Below are 26867 nucleotides of genomic sequence, written 5' to 3' on the forward strand. Positions count from 1 at the left end.
TAAAAAAGGCGAGGAAACTCCCTCGCCTGTAAATCCCCCCTGTTGCCTGGTTCAGACGGCAAGCTTGCGGCGGCGGGCATAGCCCAGGCCCGCCAGACCCAGACCAAGCAAGGCCAGGGTGCCCGGTTCGGGCGTCGCGGCCTGTTTCACCAGGTCCACGCTTTCCACCGCATTCAAGGTCAATGTGTAGTTGCCAGCCGTTAAAGCATTGCTGACGGAGCTGAAGTTGCTGCCGCACACTGTGCCGACACCGGTGCCCGTGGGCGTGCCGCAACCGGATGGGTCGTAGGTGAACAGGTTGCCGCGCGTGAGGAAATTGGTCGCCAGGCTGGTGTTCAGGTTGGCGCCATCGGCCGCCTCGGTGCCGCCGAAGATGCCCGAGCCGATCACGCCATCGGGCGTCCAGTTGAACACCGTCGCGCCGGCCGCGTCCGTGATGGTGAAGGTGACGACCAGGTTGGCCGTGGCCGTGGACAGCTGCCCGACCGTGCTTTGCAGGAAGACTTGCATGAAGGGCGAGGCCAGGAAGTCGAAGCTCAGCGTTGCCGTGGGCGAGCCGACGACGAAATCGACGGAGAACCCCGTGGTCGAGCCGTTGCGCCCGGACGCATCGGCCGTGCCGGCCGGTCCGTCAAGGTGGGCTTCGGCCACGTTCACCGCTTGCGTGGAAGTGGAACCCGGCGGGAACGAAGGGAATTGCGTGCTGACGATCTGCGCATCGCCGCGCGAAAAGGTGCCGGTGGGGCCTTGCTGCGTGAAGTCGTTTTCGCCCTTGGTGACGGGGCCGACGTTGGCGCGTGGGGCATCGAGCGAGCCGGCGCCGCCATTGATGACGCTCACGCCATTCAGGGTAGCCGTGCTGCGCGAGATGGTGGTGCTGTTGGCGACCGTGATCTGGCCCGTCGGCACGGCGATCACCAGGCCGAAGATGTTGTTGTACGAATAGCCGTAGGCGCCCGCCTGTGCGCTACCGGCGGCGCACAGCAGGGCCAGTGCCGCTGCGGCCGGGAGCAGTTTCAGTTTCGAGAGTTTCATTGTATTCACCTCGTGGTTGAGTGAGTCTGGAAGGTTTGCCTGAGACCTGTCGGCAGGTGCTCATGGCAAGTACCTAGCGACTTCCATGCCAACGCATGAGGTTCGTTTGAAATCAATGACTTGGCGCGCTTTTGTTGACGTGGTGCAGGTGTTGCCGGACTCGCTGTAAGAAAAACCGACGCCACCCGTCAAGGCTGGGCGCCTTGTGGCAACGAGCCCAGCAGGGCGTGCATATGGGGCAGCAAGCGTTGCCCGGGCACATAGTCGCGCATGGTCGTGGCCAGCTGACGTGCCGCCAGCCTGGCCCGTCCATCGTCGAGCATGCGCGTGGCGGCATGGCGCAAGGCCGTTTCCTGGAAGCGGTCGGCGCGCAGCAGCAGGCCGGCACCGGCGCCCACGATGCCGTGCATGTTGAGGAATTGGTCGAGGTTGCCGGCGATGCCGATGACGGGCACGCCTGCCGTCAGCGCCTGCTGGCTGGTGGGGCTGCCGCCGTTGCAGATCACCAGGCTGGCGCGCCGGGCGGCCGCGTCGCCCGGCAAAAAAGGCGCGACATAGGCATTCGGCGGCACGGCATCGACGCGGATGGTGCCGGCCGTGGCCGCCATCACGGTGACGGGCAGGGGCGCCAGCGCGCGCAGCACGCGCGGCAGCAATTGCCCCTGGCCGGAACTGCCCAGGGTGACATAGATGATGGGCCGCCCGCTGCTCAGTTCCGGGCGCTGCCACCAGTCCGGCAAGTCGAGCGGCGGCGCCCAGATGATGGGGCCCAGGTAGTCGTGCGTGGGCGGCATGCCGTGCGGCGGGAACAGCTGCGGAATATCCGCGTACAAGGTGCGGTCGGCATCCGTATAGATGCGCCGCAGGTCGCTGCCCAGCGATGGCAGGCCATGCCGGCGGCGCACGCGGTTCAGGGGCACGGCGTGCGAGGCGAAGGCCAGCGGGCGGATCAGGCGGAACAGGGGATCGGCCAGCCAGATGGGCAGCATGCCCGTCAGGGGCAGGCTGGGCACCGTATAGTGCTGGCGCACCCAGGGACTCCAGTAGGCATTGCTGACGGTAATGTAGGGAATGCGCTGCAGGCGCGCGCTGACCGACAGCGACAGGCGAAAGTCGCCGATCACGAGGTCGGGCTGGACGGCATTGAGCAGGCGCAGGTCGTCTTCCACATACGCGTGCAAGGTGCTTTCCGTATAGACGGGCTTGCCGTGCGCCAGCGCCTGCAGAAATTGCAGCGATGAAATACTGTCGATACGCCAGCGCCGAAAGGGGACTTGCTTGAAACAAAAGTCATAGCCATCGGCACAGGCAAAATGGACTTCGTACTCTTCCTCGTCCAGCTCCTGGGCCAGGCTCAGGGGACGGCCGACATGGGCCAGGGTCACTGCCTCGGCCATAAAGAGGATTTTCTTGCGCGCCATGGGGTCGCTTGCACTCGTGCGGGAGGGGATGCCTGGCAAGTTGGAGTGGCGCCACGCCGTTTAGTTCCCGACCGCGCGCCACTGGCGGGCGCCAGGAGTTGGGCGCATCGGCTACAGTGAGGCAAAGGAGATCACCATGCAGCCACAATCCCGTTTTGTCCCGCTGCGTGCGCACAGCACGCCCGAACCCGATATGCCGCCACCGCCGGAAGGCGATCCTCTCACGCCACCGCCGGAACCGCCGCCGCACATCGACCCCGTGCCGGTCGAGGAACCCACGCCGCCGCCGCCGCCCGTGAAAATGCATTGAACGGTTTGCCAGCCGCAGCGTTGCGCCATGGCCAGCTGTGGCCGGCGCGCGCCTTGTTTATTTCCAGTTGGAAATGGGAGGCGCGGGACTCGTCAGGGCCACGCCATTTAAACAACAAAAATGCGCATAAATGTTGCCGAGTGGATACATATCAAGCGCTAACTGCCGAGTGTCATGCGGCCGTCACGATTCTGTTCTTATAATGAGACATCATAAAAATTCTTGTACAGGAGACCATCGTGGGCAATTCCTTGCATAACAAAATCTACCTGGGCCGGCGGCCTGTGATCACCAGCAAGAATCTCGTGGCGCTGGTCGTGGCGGGTGCCGTGGCTGGTTGCGGCCTGGCTTGGCTGCTGTTGCGCAGCTATAAATAACGGCCGTCGCGGCCGTGTTTCCGCTGCCTGGCCGCCTGGCCGGCGGCGGTAGATTCACGTTGCCTGTTGCCGATGCGCAGCGGGGCGCGTACCATGGGGGCCGAACACCTGGCCTTTTATGGAAAAGTAATGAAGAACGAGAAATTAACAACTGATGAATATGACGCGCTGGAGCAAGTTGCACGCGGCATCAAGACCGAGCGCCCCAGTGCTTGCGTTGCCCGCAATGCCAAGCGCCTGTCCGGCCTGAAGCTGCTCAGCTATGCACGCGATGGCCGTCTGTCCATCACCGACAAGGCACAACAGCTGCTGTTCCTGCGCCGTTGCATCATGGGGCTGCGCGCCGTCGCCGCCGATCCGCTGACCAAGCTCGATACGGACGTGGCTTACTTCCTGGGCAAGAAAGCCCACATCGTGGCGCGCGCCGAAGGCGAGGGCCACGACATTTCCGACAAGGGCCGCGACTCGCTGGCCGATATCGACACCCTGGGCCTGTAAGGTCCGCAACCGGCCCCTGGGGCCGGTTTTCACATCCCCACTCTTTTTATTATTTCCCCTTTGGAGAACACTTTGGACAGCGCGATGAACTGGTCGGCCCACGAACTGACGATGACGGTCCTGATGACGCCCGATATGGCCAACTTTTCCGGCAACGTGCACGGCGGCACCATCCTGAAATACCTCGACAGCGTCGCCTACGCCTGCGCCAGCCGCTATTCGGGCAGCTACGTGGTGACCTTGTCCGTGGACCAGGTGATGTTTCTGCAGCCTATCCACGTGGGCGAGCTGGTGACCTTCCTTGCCTCGATCAATTACACGGGCACGACCTCGATGGAAGTGGGTATCCGCGTGGTGACGGAAAACATCCAGCAGCGCTTGGTGCGCCACGCCAACAGCTGCTATTTCACGATGGTGGCCGTCGATGCCAACCGCAAGCCGGTGGCCGTGCCGCCTTTGGCGCTCGAGACGCCGGAACAGCACGCGCGCTTCGAGCAGGCCAAGCTGCGCAAGCTGTCGCGCCAGAAGGTGTCGAAGAAGTAAGTGCCGCGGACATGAAAAAACGGCCACCAGAGCGATCTGGTGGCCGTTTTTTATTGCCTGCCGCCTGCTGGCGGCATGGCGCCGTGATTAACGGTCGCCGTAGCTGCGGCGTGCGCCGTCGGTGCTGCGCGGGTTGGAACCCTTGTAGCCGCCGCCGGTGCTAGGAGCGCCGTCCTTGCGTGGTGCGCCCGGCTTGCTGAACGTGCGTTGGCCTGGCTTCGCGCCGCCACGGTTGTCGCCTGGTTTCCAGCCGCCTGGACGGGCGCTCGAACGTGGTGCCGATGCCGTTTTCTTCGGCTCGAAACCTTCGATGACATTGACCGGGATCAATTGCTTGGTGAAGCGTTCGATGCGCTTGACGTTCATGCCTTCAGCGTGGTTCACCAGCGAGATGGCCAGGCCATTGCGGCCAGCGCGGCCGGTACGGCCGATGCGGTGGACGTAGTCTTCCGGGAACTTCGGCAGATCGTAGTTGAACACGTGGGTGATCGTTGGCACGTCGATACCGCGGGCGGCAACGTCGGTGGCAACGAGCACTTTGACCTGGCCGCGGCGCATGCCGTCCAGGGTGCGGTTACGCGCGCCCTGGTGCATGTCGCCGTGCAAGGCGGCAGCCGAGAAACCGGCGATGTTCAGACGGTCGGCGATGGTGTCGGCGTCACGCTTGGTGGCGGTGAACACAACAGCCTGGTCCAGCGATTCGTCGCGCAGCAGGTGGTCCAGCAGGCGATTCTTGTGCGACAGATCGTCGACGAAGTGCACGCGCTGGGTGATGTTTTCATGCTTGTTGCTCGAGCTTGCCACTTGGATGACCAGCGGGTTCTTCGTGATGCGGCGCGCCATGTTGCCCACGACGCCGTCCAAGGTTGCCGAGAACAGCATGGTTTGACGGCCTTCCGGCGTCGCTTCCACGATTTTTTCGATGTCGTCGATGAAACCCATGTCCAGCATGCGGTCGGCTTCGTCCAGCACCAGGATTTCCAGTTGCGAGAAGTCGATCTTGCCCGAATCCATGTGGTCGATCAGACGGCCAGGGGTGGCGACCAGAATCTCGGGATTCTTGGCCAGCAATTGCATCTGTTTAGGGTAAGGCATGCCGCCCAGGATCGACACAGCCTTGATGCGGCGGATGCCGGTGCTGTACTTGTCGGTGTTGGTGGTCACTTGCAGGGCCAGTTCGCGCGTTGGCGTCAGCACCAGCATTTTTGGCTGGGCAGCCTTGAAGCGTGGACGCTCGCCGCGGGCGCGCGATGCTTGCATTTCCTGGTTCGGCGTCTTGCCGGCGGCGCTTTGTTCGGCGCTGGCCAGTTTGTGCAGCGACGGCAGCATGAAAGCTGCGGTCTTGCCCGAACCGGTCTGCGACGAGACCAGCAGGTCACGGCCTTCGATCGCGGCTGGAATCGCTTGCGACTGTACCGCGGTTGGCGCGGTGTAGCCCGATTCGGTCAGAGCGGCGAGGATGGACGGATGCAGGCCTAAGGATTCAAATGTCATTCTTTTCTTTCGTAAAAATCAGCGTTCTTGCAAAAAGCAGAACGCAAAATAGCAACGCCAACCAAAACGAAATGACTCAACTAGAAAGAAATTTCGGCACAAAAGCTTTGCGCCGGGACGGTGTCAGGTGCGACACACAAGGCGGGAGGGCTTTATAAGCGGCATCCTGTGGATGCGCTAAGGCTTGCGAAGCTGCTAAGTTTGTAGTGCATGACTGCGGTGTTGCCATCGCTTCAAGGGAACATATTGCAGCGCACAACGACACTATACCGTATTTGCCGTCGTTTTGCACGGGCTAAATGGGAAGAAACGAAAGTCCTGCCACGTTTTTGGGCGTATTTCCTCTATGAAATAAGTAGAAATACGCAGTTTTCGCCCTTTTAGCTGAGCATGGCCACGATGTCGGCGGGCAGCGGCGGCGCCTGTCGCGTTTCCCTGGCCAGATTGATCTGCCGGGTCACCTGCGCCAGTTCGACCAGGCTGCGTTCCAGCTGATACGTTCCCTTTGCATGCAGCCAGGCCAGCACGTCGGCCAGGTGCCAGATGGTGGCGCTGCCCTCATGCACGGGTATGGGGAAGCTGTGGCGGTGCTTGCTCATCAGCTTGTGCAGGTTTTGCCGGGAAAGGCCGAGTACCTGCGCCACGTCGGTCAGGCCCACGAAGTCGGGGGCGGCCTCGACCAGCACGGCATCGGGCACGATGGCTTTGACGTCGGCCAGGGCGCTGAGCAGCGCCTCCCTGGCATTGGCCGCCTCGCGCGTGAATTCCAGCGCCAGGCGTCCCGCTTGCCCGATACCAACGAGGGCATCGTCGCAACCGCCGCCGCCCAGGCGCTCGGCCAGCGCATCAAGGTCGTGTTCGTGGTCGGGCAGGCTGTACTTGAGAGTAAAGATGTAATCCATGATTGTTAACCCCTGGATTTGCGCTGCATGCAGTCGTGCAGCAGTTTGTTGAAAGTGCAATTATCGACCACCCGGCGGATCGCCCGCGCGTGGTTGCCCGGGTTTTTCGGCGTGCTCCAGATGCAGGCGATACAGAATTCGCCGCAGCGGCAGCCGTCGTCATTGTAGGGGCGAGATCTTGCCCCAGGCATGGCTGCCGCCCACTTCCACGCGCCAGCCCTGGCTTTCCGCGTGGCGCAGCGCCGCTTCGATTTCTTTCTTGGGATGCGAGGAGCGCGCCATGCGATGCCTCCAATGTAGGTCGATTTTTATCGGTTGTCAAGTGACAACCGATAAAAATCGACCATCACCGCATCACTCTACTTCGGGATTGACGGCCATCACTTGCGAAAAGCCGCCATCGACGTAGGTAATCTCGCCCGTGATGCCCGAGGCCAGGTCGGACAGCAGAAAGGCGGCCGTGTTGCCGACCTCTTCGATGGTGACATTGCGCCGCAGCGGTGCATGCTCGGCCACAAAGCCCAGCAGTTTGCTGAAATCTTTGATGCCGGAAGCGGCCAGGGTCTTGATGGGGCCGGCGGAAATGCCGTTGGCGCGGATGCCGCGCGGCCCCAGCGATTCGGCCAGGTAGCGCACGGATGCCTCCAGCGACGCCTTGGCCAGGCCCATGGTGTTGTAGTAGGGCACGGCGCGCACGGCGCCCAGGTAGGTCAGGGTCAGGACCGACGCGCCCGGATGCAGCAGGGGCAGGGCGGCCTTGGCCATGGCGGGAAAACTGTAGGCGGAAATATCGTGCGCGATGCGGAAGCTGTCGCGCGACAGGCCGTCGAGGAAGTCGCCGGCGATCGCCTCGCGCGGCGCGAAGCCGATGGCGTGCACCAGGCCGTCCAGTTGATCCCAGTGGCGCGCCAGGTCGTTGAAGACGGCGCCGATCTGTTCATCGCTGGACACGTCGCAGTCGAACACCAGTTCGCTGCCGAATTCCGCCGCAAACTCCGTGATGCGCTCCTTGAAGCGGTCACCCACATACGTGAAGGCGAGCGTGGCGCCTTCGCGGTGGCAAGCCTTGGCGATGCCATAGGCAATGGAGCGGTTCGACAGCAAGCCCGTGATGAGGATTTTTTTGCCTTGCAAGAAAGCCATGACGACTCCTGTCTGGGTAGGTGGGCGGGGTAGGCGGATGTACAACCGGCCGCGACAGCAAGGCTGTGGCGGCCGGTAGGGTGTCTCAATACGGATCAGGCGATCAGTGACGTGCCTTGGCGCGACTGTTGCCACCGCGCTGGATGCGCGGTTTTACCAGGGAAATTGGCGCGGCTTGCACCTTGCCGCCCTTGGTGGCGCGGCGCACGGCCTTGGCGACGCGTTCCGGGCGGTCCGCTTCCAGCAGCATGGTGGCGCTGTCGGCGATTTCCTGGGTGATGTCGTTGTTCATCGTGGCCGAGGTTTTCGGCACGAGGATGGTGGAGCCGGCGCGCAAGCGGGTGCGCTGGGGAATGTTGTTGGCCTGGCGCAGCACGTCGGGCGTGGTGCCGAATTTCGACGCCAGCGTTTCGATGCGTTCGCGCGCATTGGTGATCTTGTGCGTGGTCCAGCTCGACAAGGCATGGCCCCATTGCGCCAGGTTGGTGGTGAACTTGGCGGCGTTTTCCTGTGGCAGCAGAATCTTGGTCTTTTCGCCGCCGATGATGACGGGGCGGTTAAATTGCGGATTCAAGGCCTTGAATTCATCCATCGACAGTTCGGCCAGCTGGGCGGCGACGGTGATGTCGATGTCACTCGTCTTGTCGATGGCCGTGAAGTAGGGCTGGTTGTCGACCACCGGCAGGGTCAGGCCATACTGGGACGGATTGGCGATGATGTTTTTCACCGCTTGCAGCTTGGGTACGTAGTTGCGCGTTTCGGCCGGCATCAGGTCGGCCAGGCTTTCGAAATCGGTGGGCTTGCCCAGCGACTGGTTTTTCTTGATGGCGCGCTGCACCGAACCTTCGCCCCAGTTGTAGGCGGCCAGGGCCAGTTGCCAGTCGCCAAACATGTCATACAGGCGCTGCAGATAGGTCAGGGCCGCATCGGTCGAGGCCAGCACGCCGCGGCGCTCGTCCTTGAACATGTTTTGCTTGAGGTTGAAATCGCGTCCCGTGGCGGGCACGAATTGCCACATGCCGGCCGCGTTGGCGCTCGAAAACGCTTGCGGGTTGAAGGCGGATTCAATGAACGGCAGCAAGGCCAGTTCCGTCGGCATGCCGCGCTTTTCCAGTTCCTGCACCACGTGGAAGATGTAGCGCGAGGCGCGCGCCGTCGTGCGTGCGATGTAGTCGGGGCGGGTGGCGTACCAGTTGACGTGATTCGCTACCAGCTGGTTGTTGATGTCGGGAATCGCATAGCCGCTGCGGATGCGGCCCCAGACGTCGGCTTCGCGCAGCGGATCGGAATTGTCGCTGAGATTTTTCAGCAGACGGTCGGTCTTTTGCAGGCGGTTGTCGAGGGTGGGGAGTTTTGCCGTGACCTGGGCGGTCATCGGGATCAGGGCCGGTGTGGCGGCGGCGACTGGCGCGTTATCGCTCTCAACACCGGCTTCGTACGCCTGGCTGAGGGCGGGCGCAAGCGCCAGGGCCAACGCCGCCAGGACGGTAGATTTAAAGGAGTTTTCGTGCATAGTGTTCCATTGTTGTCGTCGGAGAAACATCGGACAGACCCATGATCAAGGTGCGAGTGTACGTATATCCCCATGCCGGAGTCAAGAATTATGTCAGCATGATGACAGCACATAGCTATCAATAGCGATGTTTCCAGTCTCTAATAATGCAATTATGACAAATTTAATTTGCCCAATGCGTGATTCGGCCGCTGTTATAGCATACAAGGCGCCGGCTCTGGCGCAAGCCTGGCAGCCGTCCGGTATGAGGCTGCGCAAAAGTGCGTACAATTTGGCTTTGGCCGGCCATTCGGCTGCCGGCCGCTTTATTGATAGAGAGTCAAGTATATGAACACCCCGCCGCGCCACGACGACGACAACGCCGTCATCATCGCCAATACCGTTGCCTGGCTGGAAAAGGCCGTGATCGGCCTGAACCTGTGCCCGTTCGCCAAGGCCGTGCACGTCAAGAAGCAGATCCGCTATGTGGTGTGCGAATCGAGCAATCCAGAAGATTTGCTGGCGATGCTGATGGACGAGCTGCAAACCCTGGCCGACACGGATCCCGAGCAGATCGACACGACCCTGCTGATCCACCCGTACACTCTGAACGATTTCCTCGACTACAACGAGTTTCTCGACGTGGCCGATGCGGCCGTGGAAGACATGCACCTGGCTGGCGAACTGCAAGTGGCCAGTTTTCACCCGAACTACCAGTTTGCCGAGACGTTCGAGGACGACATCAGCAACTATACGAACCGCTCGCCATACCCGACCCTGCACCTGCTGCGCGAAGACAGCATCGAGCGCGCCGTCGAGGCCTTCCCGGAAGCGTCGGACATCTTCGACAAGAATATCGCCACCCTGGAAGCGCTGGGCACCGAAGGCTGGGAAAAGCTCGGCCTGCCGAAGGTATCCTGATGGCTGACGAGGAATTGCCGCCGCGTCCAGACACGCCCTGCGTGGCCGTGTGCTCGACGACTTTCGATGAAATCTGCCGCGGCTGCGGCCGCACCGTGGTGGAAGTGGCCCACTGGGTGTCGATGACGGATGAAGAGAAGGAAGTGGTGTGGGTGAGGATACTGGCGCAAGGGTATCCGCGCAGGAATACCTGATTTAACCCAACGGCAACTGCTGGGGTCAGACCCCCTCACATGTCAGCGATGACTTTGTGGGAGCGGCATTGAGGGTCTGACCCCGGTACTGTTGACGCTAACGATCAATAGCTGCCGATGAAATCTTTCTTGCCGACTTCGATACCATTGTGACGCAGGATGTCGTACGCCGTCGTCGCGTGGAAGAAGAAGTGCGGCAGCGCGTAGTGGAACAGATAGGTCTGGCCTGTGAAGTGCTTGGTCTTTTCGCCGCTGCCCGTGGTGATGGCGCGCGTTTCGCTGCCGTCGATGTCCGCTTGCGGCAGGCTTTCCAGGAAGGCGATGGTTTTCACGATGCGCGCCTTCAGCTCCGCGAAGCTCTGTTCGCTGTCTTCGTACGGTGGCACGGCCACGCCGGCCAGGCGCGCGCCACAGCCCTTGGCGAAGTCGGTGGCGATCTGGATCTGGCGCACGAACGGCAGCATGTCCGGGAACAGGCGGAAGTTCAGCAGGGCGTTCGGATCGATTTTCTTGTCTTGCGCGTGCGATTCCGCCTTGTCCAGGATGGCGGCCAGACTGCCCAGGATCTGTTTGAAGACGGGGATCGAAGCGGAGTAGATGGAGAAGGTCATGGTGGTTCCTCTAGGTAAAGTGGCGCGATGATAGCAAGCTGCGCGTTTTTCTGCTGGCGCCGGCCGGGCGCGCCGGCTCGCGTGTGGTTTTTCCACCCTGTCTATATGACATGAGGACACCGCTGGCGTGTGTTTATTGGTGACTTCCCCCGCTTTTTCCATGCATAATTGCTCCTCATAAAGTTTCTTCCCGCCTCACCACCGATTCCCCTGTAAAGTTCAATGATCGCCCGCCTGATCCCTGTCGCCCTGTTGCCGCATGTTTAATTCACCTTACCAGCGCCTGCGCGCCAGCCTGCGCGTGCTGTACGGCTCGTCGATCTATGGCGCCTTGCTGCTGGTGGTATTCGGCGGCCTCGTCGTGCCCGCCATCTTCGGCAGCTATGTGCTGGTCGGCGTGCACGAGCGCCAGTCGGCGCGCACCAGCCTGAACGAGGCCTTGCAGCGCAATGCCGATATCCTGGCGCTGGGCATGCAGGAGTCGCTGTGGAACATGAATGCGGAATCGGCCCATTCGCTGGTCGAGTCGGTGATGCGCGACCGTGCCGTGCTGCTGGTGAAGGTGCTGGGACAGGGTGACACGGAATTCATCAGCCTGCAGGCGCCGCAGCGGCCCGTGGGCAATCTGTACCGCGCCGAGCGCGACATCCTCGTGCGCGGCGAACGCATCGGCCACGTCGTCGTCGAAATGGACGATGCGCGCAGCCAGCAGGAGCTGCGCGAAAAGCAGATGTCGTATATTTTCGTGCTGGGTGCGCAGCTGGCCGTGTCGATGGCGCTGATCGTGCTGTTCCTGAACCGCCGCCTGCTCAAACCCCTGCGCCGCCTGACGCGCTTTTCCGACCGCCTGTCGCATGGCGATTTCGACACGCCGCTGGCGTCGCACAGCAATGACGAGCTGGGCCGCCTGACGGCGCAGCTCGAGCAAATGCGCGCGGCCATCGGCCAGCTGTTCGAGGACGTGGGCCAGCGCGAAGAGCGTTTCCGCACCATCGTCACGCAGGTGCCGGGCGCCGTCTTCCGCTACCGGCCCGATGGCCCCATCGATTTCGTCAGCGACGCCATCGAAGACATTTCCGGCTATTCGGCGCGCCAGTTCATGCGCGGCACCACGCATGCCTGGGCCGACCTGATCTGCCCGGAAGATCGCCGCGAACACCGCCGCGCCGTCCGCCAGGCGGTGCACGACGGGCGGCCGTATGCGCTGGAATACCGTATCGTCGACGCTTTCGGCATCGAGCGCTGGGTGGCCGAGAATGGCCAGCCGCAGGCGGGCGAGCCGGGCATCATCTGGATCGACGGCATCATCGCCGACATCAGCCAGCGCAAGCACCACGAGATGCGCATCGAAGCGCTGCTCACCGAGCAGAGCGCCATCCTCGACAACGTGATGTTCGGCGTGATGTTCGTGCGCCACCGCCGCATCATTTCCGTCAACCGCCGCTGCGAGGAATTGTTCGGCTACGGCCATGGCGAGATGACGGGCAATTCCACCGCCATCGTGTTTACGACGTCGTATGACTTCGAGGAGGCGGGCGAGCGCCAGTATCCGATGCTGGCCAAGGGCGGCGACTTCAGCGAGGAGCGCCAGTACAAACGCCGCGACGGCAGCCTGTTCTGGGCGCTGGTGAGCGGCTGCGCGCTCGACCCGCTGCGCCCGAACGAAGGCAGCATCTGGGTGTATGCCGACATCACGGCGCGCAAGGAAGCCGAGGAAAAGCTGCGTTTGTCGGCCACCGTGCTCGAACACATCGCCGATGGCGTGATGGTGGTCGACGCGGAGGGCATCATCGTCACCGTCAACCCCGCCTTCACGCAGATCACCGGTTACGCCGAAGCCGAGGCGCTGGGGCGGCACGCGTCGCTGACGCGTTCCGAGCGCCACGACGCCGCGTTTTACCAGGCCCTGTGGGATGAACTGGCCGTCTCGGGCTTCTGGCGCGGCGAGATCTGGAACCGGCGCAAGAACGGCGAGGTGTACCTGGAATGGCTGACCATCAGCGCCGTGCGCGACACGCGCGCCGTCACCACCCATTACGTGGGCGTGTTCAGCGACATCACCCTGATCAAGGAATCGCAGGAAAAGCTCGACCACATGGCCCATCACGACCCGCTGACGGCGCTGCCGAACCGGCTGCTGTTCCACGACCGGCTACAGCACGCGCTGCTGCGCGCCGCGCGCGACCAGGAACAGCTGGCCGTGCTGTTCATCGACCTGGACCGCTTCAAGAACGTCAACGACACCCTGGGCCACCATGTGGGCGACGAACTGTTGCAAAAGGTGGCCGGCCAGCTGGCGGCCCGCCTGCGCGAAGGCGATACTTTGGCGCGCCTGGGCGGCGACGAATTCATCGTCCTGCTCGAACGCATCGACGGCGAATATGGCGCCACGCAGGTGGCGGAAAAGCTGATGACCATGTTCGACCAGCCGTTCACGGTGGCCGGCCATGAACTGTTCGTCACCTGCAGCGTGGGCATCAGCCTGTATCCGGACGACGCGCTGGACTTGAACATGTTGATCCGCAATGCCGACGTGGCCATGTACCAGGCCAAGGCGCGCGGGCGCAACGGCTACCGCTTCTATGCGCCGTCGATGACGGGCGAGGGCGTCGAGCGTCTGCGCCTGGAAACCTTCTTGCGCCGCTCGATCGAGAAGAACGAGATGTTCCTCAATTACCAGCCGCAGGTGGAAATCGACACGGGCCGCCTGGTCGGCGTCGAGGCGCTGGTGCGCTGGAACCACCCGGAACTGGGCCTGGTGCCGCCGGCCCGCTTCATCCCGCTGGCCGAGGACAGCGGTTTCATCAACCAGCTGGGCAAATGGGTGCTCGACGAAGCATGCCGCCAGATGGTGCGCTGGCAGGCGCAGGGCTTGCACGTGCCGAAGATGGCCGTGAATTTATCGGTAAAACAGTTCGAGCGGGGCAGCATCGCCGGCATGGTGGCCGCCATATTGAAGGAAACGGGCCTCGAGCCGCAGCGCCTGCAGCTGGAAGTGACGGAATCCGTCATCATGAACACGGGCGACGCCCTCGGTTTCATCAACGACTTGCACGCCATCGGCGTGGGCCTGGCCATCGACGACTTCGGCACCGGCTATTCCTCGCTCGCGTATCTGAAACAGCTGCCCGTGCAGACCCTGAAGATCGACCGCTCCTTCATCAAGGATATCTCGACGGACGTCAACGACGAAGCGATTGCGATTGCCATCATCCAGCTGGGCAAGAGCATGCAATTGTCGGTGATTGCCGAAGGCGTGGAGACGGAAGAGCAGGCCGCCTTCCTGCTGCGCCATGGCTGCAAACTGGCGCAAGGTTATTTTTATAGCCGTCCGGTGCTGGCTCAGGATATGCTGGAGCGCTGGATCGATCATTAACTAATAAAGGGTATCCCATGGCCGCAGAAAAAAACACGTCGCGCCGCCGTTTCCTGCTCGGCGGCCTGGGTCTCGGCGTGGCCGGCGTGGGCGCCCTGGTGCTGGGCTGGGGCGTGCTGCCGCCGCGCCAGCGTCTGCACGGCAGCGCGCCGCTGCCGCTGCAGGATGGCGCCGTGGCCCTCAACGGCTGGCTGGCGATCCAAACGGATGGCACGGTGATCCTGGCCATGCCGCGCAGCGAGATGGGGCAGGGCGTGCATACGGCCTTGCCGATGCTGGTGGCCGAGGAACTCGACGTGCCGCTGGCCAGCGTCAGGCTGATCCAGGCGCCCATGGATAAAATCTTCGGCAATGTCGCCATGCTCCAGGATGGCTTGCCTTTCCACCCCGACGACCACGGCCGCGTCAAAGCGCTGGCGCAGTGGACGGTGGCCAAGGCGGCGCGCGAACTGGGCGTGATCGTCACGGGCGGCTCGTCGAGCGTGAAGGATGGCTGGGGTCCCATGCGCGAGGCGGGGGCATCGGCGCGCGCCATGCTGGTGAGCGCTGCCGCCGCGCTGTGGCAGGTGCCGGCCGCGCAGTGCCGCACGCAGGACGGCGAAGTGCTGCACCCGGACGGCCGGCGCGCCAGCTACGCCAGCCTGGCGCAGCGCGCCGCCGCTATCGATCCGGGCACGCCCGTGCTGAAACTGCCCAGGGATTTCAAGCTGATCGGCCAGCCGGCGCCGCGCCGCGATACGCCATCGAAAGTCAATGGCAGCGCGCGTTTCGGCATCGATGCGCGTCCGCCCGGCATGCTGTATGCGGCCCTGCATTTGCCGCCGCGCCTGGGCGATACCCTGTCCGCGTTCGACGCGGCGCCCATACTCGCCATGCCCGGCGTGAAAAAAGTGCTGGACCTGACGCCGCAGCTGGCGCAGCGCAGCATTTCGTGCGCGGCCGTGGTGGCCGATACCTGGTGGCGCGCCAAGCAGGCGGCGGCCACCTTGCCGACGCAGTGGAAGGCTGGCCCGCAGGCGAACTTGTCCAGCGCCGGCGTCTACGCGGAGTTTGCCCGCCTGTTGGATAGCGAAGCCGGATATGCCTACCACGCCAGCGGCGAAGTCGAGGGCAAGGCGGTGCAGGGCATGCGGCAGGTCAGCGCCGAGTACCGCGCGCCGTTCCTCGCGCACGCCGCCATGGAGCCCGTCAACTGCACCGCGCAGGTGAAAAATGGCAAGGTGATGCTGTGGGCCTCGACGCAGGCGCCCGGCATCGCCGTCGACGTGGCGGCGAAAGTGGCCGGCGTCGATGCGAAGGACGTCAGCATCGAGGTGCTGCTGCTCGGCGGCGGTTTCGGCCGCCGCCTGGAAGTGGATATGGTCGCGCAAGCCGTGGCCATCGCGCTGCAGTGCGATGGCGCGCCCGTGCAGCTGGTGTGGACGCGCGAGCAGGACACAAAGCACGATATGTACCGTCCCGCCGCGCTGGCCCGCTTTGCGGCCCGCCTCGACGAGCATGGCCGCATCGCCTCCTGGGACAACAAATCCGTCAGCGGCTCCATCACGCACCAGTTTTTGCAGCGCAATTTCGGCTTGCCCGGCGCGGGGCCGGACAAGACGACGGCCGAGGGCGAATTCGACATGCCGTATGAAATCGCCAACCAGCGCATCGCCCACGTGATCGCCGACAGCGCCGTGCCGGTCGGCTACTGGCGCTCGGTCGGGCACTCGCACAACGCGTTCTTCAAGGAAAGCTTCATCGACGAACTGGCCCATGCGGCAGGGCAGGATGGCGTCGCTTTCCGCCGCGCCATGCTGGCCAAGCATCCGCGCCACCTGGCCGTGCTCGACGCGGCAGTTGCCAAGGCAGGAACTCCTCCGCCCGGCCATGCGCATGGCGTGGCCTTGCACCAGTCGTTCGGCAGCATCGTCGCGCAAGTGGCGCAGGTGTCCGTGGAAAACGGAGAAATTCGCGTGCAGCGCGTCGTATGCGCCATCGATTGCGGCATTGCCGTCAATCCGAACATCATCGCCCAGCAGATGGAATCGGCCGTGCTGTTCGGCCTGTCGGCGGCGCTGGGCGGCGAGATCACCTTCAAGGAGGGAAGAGTGGAGCAGGCCAACTTCCACGACTATCCCGTGCTGCGCATGGGGCAGGAGCCGCATGTGGAAACCATCATCATCGCCAGCGCGGAACACCCCGAAGGCGTGGGTGAACCAGGCACGCCGCCGATTGCGCCGGCCGTGGCCAACGCCGTATTCAGCTTGACGGGGAAAAGGCTGCGCAGCCTGCCGCTGCGCCTGGCGTGACGTTTACTCTGCCAGGGTGGCGGCCAGCAAATGGCGCAGATTACAGTCCTGCTGCCAGTCGCGCCGTTCCTGCGTGCTGGTGGCCAGCGCCGCCAGTTCTTCGCTGCTGAGCGCCTGCTGCGCCTGCACCATGCGGTGTGCCAGGCCGCCGTCGGGCAGCACGGTGCCGAAGAAGGCGACATTGTCCTCGCGCTGGATCAGCAGGGTGGGAAAGTTGTCGATGTCGAGGTCGCCCACCACGTCGGCCTGGTCTTCGATGTCGATCCAGACGAAGACGGTGTCCGGGTGGCGCGCGGCCAGCTCCTCGAACGTGGCGCGGTAGGTGCCGCAAGTGCCGCACCACAGCGCGCACAGGCAGGCCACCGTCCAGCGCGGACCGGCCAGGGTTGCCGCGACGTCGGCGCGGTTATCGGTCGTGAGGGTCAGGCTGTGCATGGTCGTTTCTATTAGTGGGCGGATGGGCGCGGGCGCCCGATGCGCGTATTCTACCGCGCCCGGCGATGCCAGTCCCGGGAATGCATGGGCTTGTTTAGCCGTGTTTTTTGATGCTATACACCTTTCTGGTGGATAATGCTGATAATTGCGCGCTGATTACGCTGGTCCTAGCTGTTTCCTGGCCCCGCAGCCTGACCCCTCCAGTCTGTTTTCATGCCCTGCCCGGTGTCAGCGCTCCCGCCTTTGTTTATTTTTATTATGGAATTAGCCAGCTTATGTTGAGTTACCGCCACGCCTTTCACGCGGGTAATCACGCCGATGTGTTGAAGCATTATGTGCAGATTCAGTTGTTGCAATATCTGAATCAAAAAGATACCGCCTATAGTTATATCGATACCCACTCCGGCGCAGGCGTGTATGCGCTCGACGGCGGTTATGCCTCGAAAAACGCCGAATACGAAACGGGCATCGCGCCCCTGTGGGACCGCACGGACTGGCCGGCCTCGCTGGCCGAGTACATGAAGCTGATCAAGGAAATGAATCCGAGCGGCAAGATGCGCTACTACCCGGGTTCGCCGTACTGCGCCGACAAGGTCAGCCGTGAGCAAGACCGCCTGCGCCTGTTCGAGCTGCATCCGGCGGACGCCAAGATTCTGGCCGACAATTTCCGCAAGGTCGAGGCGCATGCGCTGGCCCAGGGCGAGCGTCCGACCGTGCGCGGCAAGCGCGTGCTCATCACCAAGGCCGACGGCTTCCAGAGCCTGAAAGCCCTGCTGCCGCCGCCATCGCGCCGCGCGCTGGTGCTGATCGACCCGCCGTATGAAGACAAGATGGATTACCGCAAGGTCAAGGACACCCTGGCCGACGCCCTCGTGCGCTTCCCGTCCGGCATGTATGCCGTCTGGTACCCGGTGCTGCAACGCATGGAATCGCGCCAGTTCGCCGACAAGCTCAAGCAGCTGCCCAGCTCGGACTGGCTGCACGTGACCCTGACGGTCAACACGCCGTCGCCCGATGGTTTCGGCTTGCACAGCAGCGGCATGTTCATCTTGAATCCGCCGTACACCCTGGAGCCGATGTTGCGCGAAGTCATGCCGTACCTGGTGAAGGTATTGGGCCGTGACGATGGCGCGAAGTTTGTGTTGGAAACGGGCAAGGGCGGCCAGAAAAATACAGGCACAAGAAGAGTGTAGTCATACTCTGCTTGGTAGTGCCGCAATAAAAAACGCCACGATCATTTGATCGTGGCGTTTTTTTATGATCGGGAGATTACTGTCCCAGCAGTAAGAACACGGTCGGTTTCTTGTGGAAATCAGGCGCCTTTCCGGCGGCTAATTGTTTCTTCCACTGTCCGCCATTCCACGTCTGCACGCTTTCCGTGTCCAGGCTCAGGTCGGTAGCGACGCAGATCAGGGTCGATGGCGCGCATTGCGCCACGAGGGCTTCGAGCATGGCGGCGTTGCGGTACGGCGTTTCAATGAAGAGCTGGGTCTGCTTTTCATTGCGCGAGCGGCTTTCCAGTTCCTTGATGCGCTTGGCGCGCAGGGCGGCGTCCGTGGGCAGGTAGCCGTTGAATGCGAAGCTCTGGCCGTTCAAGCCGCTGGCCATCACGGCCAGCAGGATCGACGAGGGGCCCACCAGCGGGCGTACTTTGATGCCGTGCTGATGCGCCAGACGCACCAGGTCGGCGCCGGGATCGGCCACGGCGGGCACGCCCGCTTCCGAGACGAGGCCCGCGTCGCGGCCCGCCAGCAGGGGCGCCAGCAAGCCGGCCAGCGCTTGCGCCGGGGTGTTCACGTTCAGTTCGGAAATCGTGATTTCCTGCAATGGCTTGGCCAACGGATGCTGGTTGCCGATCAATTTCAAGAAGGCGCGCGCCGTCTTGGCGTTTTCCGCAACGAAATAATCGAGCTGCGACGTGATCTGCCGTACTTGCTCTGGAATGATGTGGCTCAGCGGGTCGCTTGCGCCGTCGGACAGGCCGAGGTGGTTGGGAATCAGGTACAGGGTGCCGGTCATATTGTTAGCTTTGTATTGGCCGGGGTCAGTCCCTTCGGGATCGGAGTGCGCTCCACTGGAACGCACTCCCCCGTCGGGTCTGACCCCAGGGTGATTAAAATGTAAAAAACGTCACACCCGCCTTGCGCAGCATGCTTGTGAGGGCGATCAGCGGCAAGCCGGTGAGGGCGGTCGGGTCGGTGGTGGCTATGCGTTCGAGCAGGGCGATGCCCAGGCCTTCGTTCTTGGCGCTGCCGGCGCAGTCGTACGGCTGTTCGATGCGCAGGTAGGCGTCCAGTTCGACGTCGGGCAAGTCGCGCACCGTGACGAGGGTCTGGACGTCTTCCACTTGCGCCACGGGAGGATTCTGGCGGCCGTCGAGCAGGCACAGTGCCGTGTGGAACACGGTCTCGCGTCCGCGCATGGTTTGCAGTTGCAGCAAGGCATTGGCATGGTTGCCGGGCTTGCCGATCTGCGCGCCGTCGAGGGTGGCGACCTGGTCGGAGCCGATGACGAGGCTGCCAGGGTAGCGGTCGAGCACGGCCTGCGCCTTGGCCTGGGCCAGGCGCAGGGCCGTGGCGCTGGGGCTTTCGCCCGGCAGGGGGCTTTCGTCGAGATCGGGGACGGCCACCTCGAAAGGCAGGCGCAGGCGTTGCAGCAGTTCCTTGCGGTAGGTCGAACTCGATGCAAGAATCAAGCGCGATGGGGCGGAAGTTGGTATCATTCGGTAGTGGATGGCGGCCGGCATGGCCGCGCTGGTCGATGTCAGTGGGATTTCACGCAAATTCCAGGGCGCAGAGCCCACAACTGAGGCTCCATGCGGCATGACGGTGTTGATGAAATGTCATGTTGATGGCAATGATTGCGTCAAAAAAGATGCTTAGCCTTTGACTCCGTGCTAAAAACCCTGTTATTATCGCAGGTTTTCCGGGGAAATTTTCTACCAATGAATGCTTTTGTGATCGACGCCTTTGATTTTTGTCGTATCAGCGGGAGCCGCGAGGGTGTAACTCCTGTCGCTGAAATGACCCGGTTGACCAAGGATTGTGCAGATAGTTCCGGCGAGATCGCCTGGAAGATCGTCGGCGGCACCAGCAAGCTGGGCTACCCGCAACTGACCTTGTCGGTCAACGGCACCGTTCAGCTGGTTTGCCAGCGCTGCCTGACTCCGTATGCTTACGTGATCGATTCTTCGACTGTTCTGATGCTGGGCAAGGATGACGAGCACGCGGACGAGATCGAAGAAATTATCAACGATGAATCGATCGACGTGATCGTCGGCAGCCGCAGCATGGATGCCGCGGCCCTGATCGAAGATGAAGCCTTGCTGGCCCTGCCGCAGGTACCCAAACATGACGTCTGCCCCGATACGGCGCAGCTCGATGCTCTCAAGACTGAAAAGAAGTCGCCGTTTGCGGCCCTGAAAGACTTGAAGCCAGAATAAGTAGTAGTTGTAGTTTATAGGGGGCCTCAAAAACCGCAGGTTTGTGAGATCCCGCTTAGAGAACGTGTCAAACGCGTGTAGTAATCGAGTATGGCAAGTGTAGTGAAATGTAGTTGTAATAAACGATGTCGGTCCGGGCTATTTTCGGGTAGTCTTTACCGCTGGGATACTCGATTCGCATGTATTTGCCAATCGATTGTGCTAAAATTTTAGAACTTATGTATTAGGAGTCATCATGGCAGTTCAACAGAACAAGAAAACCCCTTCCAAGCGCGGCATGCACCGTTCGCACGACTTCCTGGTCGCGCCGCAATTGAGCGTCGAGCCAGTTACCGGCGAAACACACATGCGTCACCATATCAGCCCTAACGGCTTCTATCGTGGCCGTAAAGTGTTGAAGACCAAAAACGACGAGTAATCGACGTTTTTGTTGGGTAAGATGAAAGCGGTGTTGCGTGGTTATTCGGCGTGGCGCCGCTTCTTCTTTTTTATCGGCTGCAATTCATCTTGCACACCCGTCATTTTGAATCACGCTGTCCAGGTCTGTGCATGATATGTTGCGCCCTGCATATGCTCCAGTCCGATTCACATCTTGCCGCACGCCCGCAGCGGTATTGAATCAACACAAATGACAATCAAAATTTCTATCGACTGCATGGGCGGAGATCACGGTCCCTCAGTCACTATCCCCGCAGCAATTTCCTTCGTAAAACATGAACCTGAAGCCGAACTGATCCTTGTTGGATTGGAAGACGTGATCCGTGCCGAACTGAAGAAACATAAAGCCGACACGCATCCGCGCCTGTCGGTATTGCATGCCTCCGAACAAGTTACCATGGACGATCCCCTGGAAGTGGCCCTGCGCCGCAAGAAGGATTCCTCCATGCGCGTGGCCATCGAACAGGTCAAGAACGGCGTAGCGCAAGCCTCCGTTTCCGCCGGTAATACGGCAGCCCTGATGGCCGTGTCGCGCTATGTATTGAAAACCATGTCCGGTGTCGACCGCCCGGCCATCTGCAGCATCTTGCCGAATCAAAAGAACGGCCCCACCTACATGCTGGACCTGGGCGCCAACGTCGATTGCGAACCGCATCACTTGCACCAGTTCGCCATCATGGGTTCCGTGCTCGTTTCCGCCATGGAAGGTATCGAACGGCCGACGATCGGCTTGCTGAACGTGGGCACGGAAGATATCAAGGGCAATGAAGTGGTGAAACTCACCTCGAAGCTGCTGCAGGCCGACCACGAGCGTGGCGCGCTGAACTTCTACGGCAACGTGGAAGGCAACGATATCTTCAAGGGCACGACCGACATCGTCGTCTGCGACGGTTTCGTCGGTAATGTCACCCTGAAAGCCATCGAAGGCCTGGCGCGCTTCATGAAAGACGTGCTCACTTCCGAATTCAAGCGCAATCCGATCACCATGCTGGGCGCGCTGATCGCCCGCGGGGCCCTGAAAGCCATCGGCAACCGCTTGAATCCTTCGCGTTACAACGGCGCCAGCCTGCTGGGCTTGCGTGGTCTCGTCTTCAAGAGCCACGGCAGCGCCGATGCCTATTCGTTTGAATGGGCCTTGCGCCGCGCTTTCGATGCGGCAAAAAATGACGTGCAAGCGCACCTGGCCAGCCTGATCGCCGAGCTGATGCCGCGCACGCCAGTTCCGGACGAACCTACATCAACAAGCTCTACCATTTAGTGGACGGGTACTTGCATGACTGTTTTTAGCAAAACTTACAGCAAAATTATCGGCACCGGCAGCTACTTGCCGGAAAAGCGCGTCACCAACCAGGACTTGACCGAACAGCTCGCCGCCAAGGGCATCGAGACGTCCGATGAATGGATCGTCTCGCGCAGCGGCATTTCGGCGCGCCATTACGCGGCGCCAACGCAAAATTCCTCGGACCTGGGCGTGGAAGCGGCCAAGAAGGCCCTGGAAATGGCTGGCCTGAACGGCAACGACCTGGACCTGATCATCGTCGCCAGCTCGACCCCCGATTTCTTCGGCAGCTTCCCCAGCACGGCCTGCATCGTGCAAAACAAGCTGGGCATCACGAACAACTGCGCCGCCGTCGACGTGCAAGCCGTCTGCAGCGGTTTCGTGTATGCGGTGGCCACGGCCGACAGCTTCATCCAGTCGGGCATGCATAAAAACGTGTTGGTGATCGGCGCCGAAGTGTTTTCGCGCATCCTCAATTTCGACGACCGCGGCACCTGCGTGCTGTTCGGCGACGGCGCCGGCGCCATCGTCATGACGGCGTCGAAGGAACCGGGCATCCTGGCCACCAAGCTGCACGCGGACGGCCGCCACTCGAACATCCTCAGCGTGCCGGGCAGCCTGGCTGGCGGCGCGCTCGACGGCAGCGCCTTCCTCTACATGGATGGCCCGGCCGTCTTCAAGCTGGCCGTGTCCGTGCTGGAAAAAGTCGCGCACGAAGCCCTGGAACACGCCAACATGACGTCGGACCAGATCGACTGGCTGATCCCGCACCAGGCGAACATCCGCATCATGAACAGCACGGCCAAGAAACTCGGCTTGCCACTGGAAAAGATGGTCGTCACCGTCGATCAGCATGGCAACACCTCGGCCGCCTCGATCCCGCTGGCACTCGACATCGCCGTGCGCGATGGCCGGGTCAAGAAGGGCGACAACGTCATGATGGAAGGCGTGGGCGGCGGCTTTACCTGGGGCGCCGTGTTGGCAAAGATGTGATGGCCGGAGGCTGATTTCGGGGTCCGACCCGTCGGGGGAATGCACTCCAGTGGAGTGAATTCCGATCCCGCAGGGACGTACCCCAGCAGTTGCATTTGGTTCGCTGAATAAATAGTAAAAAAACGGAGTCGACATGACACAATTTGCATTTGTTTTCCCAGGCCAAGGCTCGCAAGCGATCGCGATGCTCGACGGTTTCGCCGGCAACCCCGTGGTTGCGCAAACCGTGGCCGAAGCGTCGGACGCCCTGCAATTCGACCTGGGCAAGCTGATCGCCGAAGGTCCGAAGGAAGAGCTGGACCTGACTACCAACACGCAACCCGTGATGCTGACGGCGGCCGTGGCGTTCTACCGCGCCTGGCTGGCGGCCGGCGGCTCCGTGCCGACGGTCGTCGCCGGTCACAGCCTCGGTGAATACTCGGCGCTGGTCGCCGCCGGCGTCATCGACTTCAAGGATGCCGTGCCGCTCGTGCGTTTCCGCGCGCAGGCCATGCAGGAAGCCGTGCCCGTCGGGCAGGGCACGATGGCTGTCGTGCTGGGCCTGTCGGACGACGACGTGCGCGCCGTGTGTGCGGAAGCGGCGGCGGAAAACCCGGCCCTCGTGGTCGAACCCGTCAATTTCAATGCGCCAGCGCAAGTGGTCATCGCCGGCCATACGGCTGCCGTCGAGCGCGCCTGCGAACTGGCCAAGGCCAAGGGCGCCAAGCGCGCCATGAAGCTGCCCGTTTCCGCGCCATTCCACTCGTCGCTGCTGAAGCCTGCATCGGACCGCTTGCGCGAGTACATGGCCGGCTTGACGTTCTCGGCGCCGCAAATCGCGCTGATCAACAACGTCGACGTGGCCGTCGTCAACGACGTTGCCGGCATCAAGGATGCGCTCGTGCGCCAGGCGGCCAGCCCCGTGCGCTGGGTGGAAACCATGCAAAAGGTCGCTGCCGACGGCATCACGCAAGTGATCGAATGCGGTCCGGGCAAGGTCCTGATGGGCCTGGCCAAGCGCATCGATCCGGTGCTCGTGGGCGACGCCATCGTCGACCAGGCATCGCTGGAACGCATTTTGACGCAGCTCAAGTAAACAGCAAACGGCAGCGCAGCTGTGACTGCCGTCAGCCATCTTTAAGGATACTCATGAATTTAGCAAATCAAGTCGTGCTGGTCACGGGCGCCTCGCGCGGCATCGGCCGCGCCATCGCCACCGAACTGGGCAAACAGGGCGCGACCGTGGTCGGCACCGCCACCTCGGAAAGCGGCGCGCAAGCGATCACCGATTACCTGGCCGCCGAAGGCGTCACGGGCAAGGGCCTGGTCCTGAACGTGACCGATGCGGCGCGCTGCGCCGCCGTCGTCGATGAAGTGCAGAAAACCTACGGCAGCCTGTCCATCCTCGTCAACAATGCGGGCATCACGCAAGACCAGTTGGCCATGCGCATGAAGGATGAAGAGTGGGACAGCGTCATTTCCACCAACCTGTCGGCCGTCGGCCGCCTGTCGCGCGCCGTACTGCGCGGCATGATGAAAGCCAAAACTGGGCGTATCATTAATATCACGTCGGTCGTGGCGTCGTCGGGCAATCCGGGGCAAATGAACTACGCGGCGGCCAAGGCCGGCGTGGAAGGCATGAGCCGCGCCCTGGCGCGCGAAATCGGCAGCCGCAACATTACCGTGAACTGCATCGCGCCGGGCTTCATCGATACCGACATGACCAAGGCCCTGAGCGAAGAGCAGCACGCGGCCCTGTTGACGCAAATTCCCCTGTCACGCCTGGGCAAGCCGGAAGACGTGGCGGCAGCGGTAGCCTTTCTGGCCTCGCCGCAAGCGGCCTATATCACGGGCACGACCCTGCACGTGAATGGCGGAATGTACATGAATTGATGTGAAAGATAGGCGGGGCGGGCGTTTGTGGCATGATTCAACGACCGTTTTTGTCTATAATCGCATCTTTTAGCAGCAGCTTCGGTCGAATTAGCAGCAGACACCGAAATTAGTATTCGGACGCGCAAACCTGATAAAATGCGCGCACTTTCCGTAACACACACTTTGGAGCCATAACATGTCGGATATCGAACAACGCGTTAAGAAAATCGTCGCTGAGCAACTGGGCGTTGCAGAAGCAGACATCAAAATCGAATCCTCCTTCGTCGACGATCTCGGCGCCGATTCCCTGGACACCGTGGAACTGGTCATGGCCCTGGAAGACGAATTCGAAATGGAAATCCCTGACGAACAAGCTGAAAAAATCACCACCGTGCAACAGGCGATCGACTACGCCACCGCACACGTCAAGGCCTAAGCCTGTCTGACCGACTTCAGGAGAATCGCTTGAGCCGTTCTAAAAACCGTCGTGTTGTTGTCACCGGCCTGGGCTGCGTTTCACCTGTCGGCAATACTATTGCCGAGGCGTGGGGCGCAATCATTGAAGGTAAATCCGGCATTGCCACGATTACCAAGTTTGATGCACAGCCATTCACCACGCATTTTGCTGGTGAAGTCAAAGGCTTCAATATCGAAGAATACATCTCCGGTAAGGAAGCCCGCCACATGGATACCTTTATCCATTACGGCATGGCTGCGGGCATCCAGGCGATGCAGGACTCCGGCCTGGAAGTGACCGAAGAAAACGCCGAGCGCATCGGCGTGATCATCGGTTCCGGTATCGGCGGCTTGCCGCTGATCGAGGAAACCAAGTCCGAGTACGAAAAGCGCGGTCCGCGCCGTATCTCGCCATTTTTCGTGCCTGCCTCGATCATTAACATGATTTCTGGCAACCTTTCGATCAAATATGGTCTGAAGGGCCCGAACCTGGCGATCGTTACTGCGTGTACCACCGGTTTGCACAGCATCGGTGCCGCAGCGCGCATGATCGAGTACGGCGATGCCGACGTCATGATCGCCGGCGGTGCTGAATCGACCGTGTCGCCGCTGGGCCTGGGCGGTTTCGCCTCGGCACGCGCCTTGTCGACCCGCAACGACGATCCGGCAACGGCATCGCGTCCGTGGGATACCGACCGCGACGGCTTCGTGCTGGGCGAGGGCGCTGGCGTCATGGTGCTGGAAGAGTACGAGCACGCGGTGGCCCGTGGTGCCAAGATCTATGCCGAAGTGCATGGTTTCGGGATGAGCGCAGATGCTTATCACATGACCTCGCCGCTGGAAGATGGTAGCGGCGGCAGCAAATCGGTGATCGCGGCCCTCGATAACGCAGGCTTGAACGCGGATCAGATTCAGTACCTGAACGCGCACGGCACGTCGACCCCGCAAGGCGACGTGGCGGAAGTGATGGGCATCAAACGCACCTTCGGCGAGCACGCCAAGAATCTGGTTGTCAACTCGACCAAGTCGATGACGGGCCATTTGCTGGGCGGCGCGGGCGGTCTGGAAGCGGTGTTTACGGTCCTGGCATTGCACCATCAGGTGTCGCCACCGACCATCAACATCTTCAACCAGGATCCGGCTTGCGATCTCGATTTCTGTGCCAACACGGCGCGGGATATGAAGATCGATTATGCAGTGAAGAATTCGTTCGGCTTCGGCGGAACGAATGGCACGCTGATTTTCGGTAAAGCGAAATAAGCAGGAACTTTCAAGCGCTCGCTACGGTCAAACCGTAGTGAGCGCTGATTCGGCGCCAACGTTCGTTGGCGCCTGAATTTGCCCGGCATGTTGCCGGCGCGC

Annotated in this window: 27 protein-coding genes and 1 pseudogene; 17 read left to right on the forward strand and 11 right to left on the reverse strand. The window is 61.9% G+C overall.

Annotation, left to right across the window (positions count from 1 at the left end; all coding sequences use genetic code 11):
• Nucleotides 1–51: 51 nt before the first annotated feature.
• Nucleotides 52–1035: an EDSAP-1 family PEP-CTERM protein gene (locus BLU39_RS16145; protein WP_092714658.1), complete on the reverse strand. Its 984-nt coding sequence runs from the start codon at nucleotides 1033–1035 to the stop codon at nucleotides 52–54.
• A 188-nt stretch (nucleotides 1036–1223) separates the two neighbouring features.
• Complete coding sequence (locus tag BLU39_RS16150; protein WP_139178313.1) at nucleotides 1224–2456, reverse strand: glycosyltransferase; 1233 nt, start codon at nucleotides 2454–2456, stop codon at nucleotides 1224–1226.
• A gap of 136 nt (nucleotides 2457–2592) precedes the next feature.
• On the opposite strand from BLU39_RS16150, the gene BLU39_RS28660 reads away from it, so the two are divergent.
• The 4 genes from BLU39_RS28660 to BLU39_RS16160 all read left to right on the forward strand — a co-directional run bounded on the left by BLU39_RS28660 (nucleotide 2593) and on the right by BLU39_RS16160 (nucleotide 4184).
• Nucleotides 2593–2766 (forward strand): hypothetical protein, encoded by a 174-nt coding sequence (locus tag BLU39_RS28660; RefSeq protein ID WP_175539332.1) that lies wholly within the window; start codon nucleotides 2593–2595, stop codon nucleotides 2764–2766.
• Between the two features lie 239 nt (nucleotides 2767–3005).
• A complete protein-coding gene (locus BLU39_RS28665) occupies nucleotides 3006–3143 on the forward strand; it encodes a hypothetical protein (protein WP_175539333.1) in 138 nt (45 codons plus the stop codon).
• A 129-nt stretch (nucleotides 3144–3272) separates the two neighbouring features.
• Nucleotides 3273–3641, forward strand: coding sequence for a hypothetical protein (locus tag BLU39_RS16155; RefSeq protein ID WP_092714661.1), 369 nt, complete (start codon nucleotides 3273–3275; stop codon nucleotides 3639–3641).
• Nucleotides 3642–3725: 84 nt separating this feature from the next.
• The gene (locus BLU39_RS16160) at nucleotides 3726–4184 is read left to right on the forward strand and encodes an acyl-CoA thioesterase (RefSeq protein ID WP_070255772.1); all 459 of its coding nucleotides are present in this window, start codon (nucleotides 3726–3728) and stop codon (nucleotides 4182–4184) included.
• 87 nt (nucleotides 4185–4271) lie between these two features.
• Here BLU39_RS16160 and BLU39_RS16165 read toward each other — a convergent pair whose 3' ends face one another.
• The 5 genes and pseudogenes from BLU39_RS16165 to BLU39_RS16185 form a co-directional block, all read right to left on the reverse strand.
• A complete protein-coding gene (locus BLU39_RS16165; protein WP_076566600.1) occupies nucleotides 4272–5678 on the reverse strand; it encodes a DEAD/DEAH box helicase in 1407 nt (468 codons plus the stop codon).
• Between the two features lie 380 nt (nucleotides 5679–6058).
• A complete protein-coding gene (locus tag BLU39_RS16170) occupies nucleotides 6059–6580 on the reverse strand; it encodes a helix-turn-helix transcriptional regulator (protein ID WP_092714663.1) in 522 nt (173 codons plus the stop codon).
• A 5-nt stretch (nucleotides 6581–6585) separates the two neighbouring features.
• Nucleotides 6586–6862: pseudogene (locus BLU39_RS16175) on the reverse strand (hypothetical protein).
• A 72-nt stretch (nucleotides 6863–6934) separates the two neighbouring features.
• Entirely contained in the window at nucleotides 6935–7723 is a 789-nt protein-coding gene (gene fabI, locus BLU39_RS16180) for an enoyl-ACP reductase FabI (RefSeq protein WP_092714665.1), read from the reverse strand.
• Nucleotides 7724–7826: 103 nt separating this feature from the next.
• The gene (locus BLU39_RS16185) at nucleotides 7827–9236 is read right to left on the reverse strand and encodes a transglycosylase SLT domain-containing protein (RefSeq protein WP_092714667.1); all 1410 of its coding nucleotides are present in this window, start codon (nucleotides 9234–9236) and stop codon (nucleotides 7827–7829) included.
• A gap of 327 nt (nucleotides 9237–9563) precedes the next feature.
• Between BLU39_RS16185 and BLU39_RS16190 the strand changes: the two genes are divergently transcribed.
• Both BLU39_RS16190 and BLU39_RS16195 read left to right on the forward strand, forming a co-directional pair.
• Nucleotides 9564–10136 carry a DUF1415 domain-containing protein gene (locus BLU39_RS16190; RefSeq protein WP_034749682.1) on the forward strand — a complete coding sequence of 191 codons (573 nt, stop codon included), beginning with the start codon at nucleotides 9564–9566 and terminating at the stop codon, nucleotides 10134–10136.
• Complete coding sequence (locus BLU39_RS16195; protein ID WP_092714669.1) at nucleotides 10136–10330, forward strand: DUF1289 domain-containing protein; 195 nt, start codon at nucleotides 10136–10138, stop codon at nucleotides 10328–10330. Before BLU39_RS16190 ends, BLU39_RS16195 begins: the two co-directional genes overlap by 1 nt.
• Nucleotides 10331–10434: 104 nt before the next feature.
• Here the strand turns inward: BLU39_RS16195 and BLU39_RS16200 are convergent, their stop codons facing one another.
• Nucleotides 10435–10941, reverse strand: a complete 507-nt coding sequence (locus BLU39_RS16200) for a DUF1993 domain-containing protein (RefSeq protein ID WP_092714671.1) — start codon at nucleotides 10939–10941, stop codon at nucleotides 10435–10437.
• 259 nt (nucleotides 10942–11200) lie between these two features.
• On the opposite strand from BLU39_RS16200, the gene BLU39_RS16205 reads away from it, so the two are divergent.
• Entirely contained in the window at nucleotides 11201–14317 is a 3117-nt protein-coding gene (locus BLU39_RS16205) for a bifunctional diguanylate cyclase/phosphodiesterase (RefSeq protein ID WP_092714673.1), read from the forward strand.
• Between the two features lie 17 nt (nucleotides 14318–14334).
• A complete protein-coding gene (locus tag BLU39_RS16210; RefSeq protein WP_175539334.1) occupies nucleotides 14335–16608 on the forward strand; it encodes a xanthine dehydrogenase family protein molybdopterin-binding subunit in 2274 nt (757 codons plus the stop codon).
• Nucleotides 16609–16611: 3 nt separating this feature from the next.
• Here the strand turns inward: BLU39_RS16210 and BLU39_RS16215 are convergent, their stop codons facing one another.
• On the reverse strand, nucleotides 16612–17043 hold the full coding sequence (locus BLU39_RS16215) for a thioredoxin family protein (protein WP_092714675.1): 432 nt from the start codon (nucleotides 17041–17043) through the stop codon (nucleotides 16612–16614).
• A gap of 275 nt (nucleotides 17044–17318) precedes the next feature.
• On the opposite strand from BLU39_RS16215, the gene BLU39_RS16220 reads away from it, so the two are divergent.
• The gene (locus BLU39_RS16220) at nucleotides 17319–18236 is read left to right on the forward strand and encodes a 23S rRNA (adenine(2030)-N(6))-methyltransferase RlmJ (RefSeq protein ID WP_092714677.1); all 918 of its coding nucleotides are present in this window, start codon (nucleotides 17319–17321) and stop codon (nucleotides 18234–18236) included.
• A gap of 76 nt (nucleotides 18237–18312) precedes the next feature.
• Here BLU39_RS16220 and BLU39_RS16225 read toward each other — a convergent pair whose 3' ends face one another.
• Together BLU39_RS16225 and BLU39_RS16230 are read right to left on the reverse strand one after the other, a co-directional pair.
• On the reverse strand, nucleotides 18313–19062 hold the full coding sequence (locus BLU39_RS16225; protein ID WP_046683962.1) for an SAM-dependent methyltransferase: 750 nt from the start codon (nucleotides 19060–19062) through the stop codon (nucleotides 18313–18315).
• Nucleotides 19063–19156: 94 nt separating this feature from the next.
• Nucleotides 19157–19765 (reverse strand): Maf-like protein, encoded by a 609-nt coding sequence (locus BLU39_RS16230; RefSeq protein WP_092714766.1) that lies wholly within the window; start codon nucleotides 19763–19765, stop codon nucleotides 19157–19159.
• 222 nt (nucleotides 19766–19987) lie between these two features.
• Between BLU39_RS16230 and BLU39_RS16235 the strand changes: the two genes are divergently transcribed.
• The 8 genes from BLU39_RS16235 (at nucleotide 19988) to fabF (ending at nucleotide 26765) form a co-directional block, all read left to right on the forward strand.
• A complete protein-coding gene (locus tag BLU39_RS16235; protein WP_092714680.1) occupies nucleotides 19988–20485 on the forward strand; it encodes a YceD family protein in 498 nt (165 codons plus the stop codon).
• Between the two features lie 235 nt (nucleotides 20486–20720).
• Nucleotides 20721–20903, forward strand: a complete 183-nt coding sequence (rpmF, locus tag BLU39_RS16240) for a 50S ribosomal protein L32 (protein WP_034749653.1) — start codon at nucleotides 20721–20723, stop codon at nucleotides 20901–20903.
• 210 nt (nucleotides 20904–21113) lie between these two features.
• Nucleotides 21114–22181, forward strand: a complete 1068-nt coding sequence (plsX, locus tag BLU39_RS16245; protein WP_076566622.1) for a phosphate acyltransferase PlsX — start codon at nucleotides 21114–21116, stop codon at nucleotides 22179–22181.
• Between the two features lie 15 nt (nucleotides 22182–22196).
• On the forward strand, nucleotides 22197–23195 hold the full coding sequence (locus tag BLU39_RS16250) for a beta-ketoacyl-ACP synthase III (RefSeq protein WP_034749645.1): 999 nt from the start codon (nucleotides 22197–22199) through the stop codon (nucleotides 23193–23195).
• A 133-nt stretch (nucleotides 23196–23328) separates the two neighbouring features.
• Complete coding sequence (gene fabD, locus BLU39_RS16255; RefSeq protein WP_092714682.1) at nucleotides 23329–24270, forward strand: ACP S-malonyltransferase; 942 nt, start codon at nucleotides 23329–23331, stop codon at nucleotides 24268–24270.
• Nucleotides 24271–24323: 53 nt separating this feature from the next.
• On the forward strand, nucleotides 24324–25067 hold the full coding sequence (gene fabG, locus BLU39_RS16260; protein ID WP_034749638.1) for a 3-oxoacyl-ACP reductase FabG: 744 nt from the start codon (nucleotides 24324–24326) through the stop codon (nucleotides 25065–25067).
• Between the two features lie 178 nt (nucleotides 25068–25245).
• Entirely contained in the window at nucleotides 25246–25485 is a 240-nt protein-coding gene (gene acpP, locus BLU39_RS16265) for an acyl carrier protein (protein ID WP_008449912.1), read from the forward strand.
• 29 nt (nucleotides 25486–25514) lie between these two features.
• Nucleotides 25515–26765 (forward strand): beta-ketoacyl-ACP synthase II, encoded by a 1251-nt coding sequence (gene fabF, locus BLU39_RS16270; protein ID WP_092714685.1) that lies wholly within the window; start codon nucleotides 25515–25517, stop codon nucleotides 26763–26765.
• The last annotated feature ends 102 nt before the right edge of the window (nucleotides 26766–26867 follow it).

The organism is Janthinobacterium sp. OK676, assembly GCF_900103595.1.
Lineage (GTDB): Bacteria > Pseudomonadota > Gammaproteobacteria > Burkholderiales > Burkholderiaceae_D > Janthinobacterium.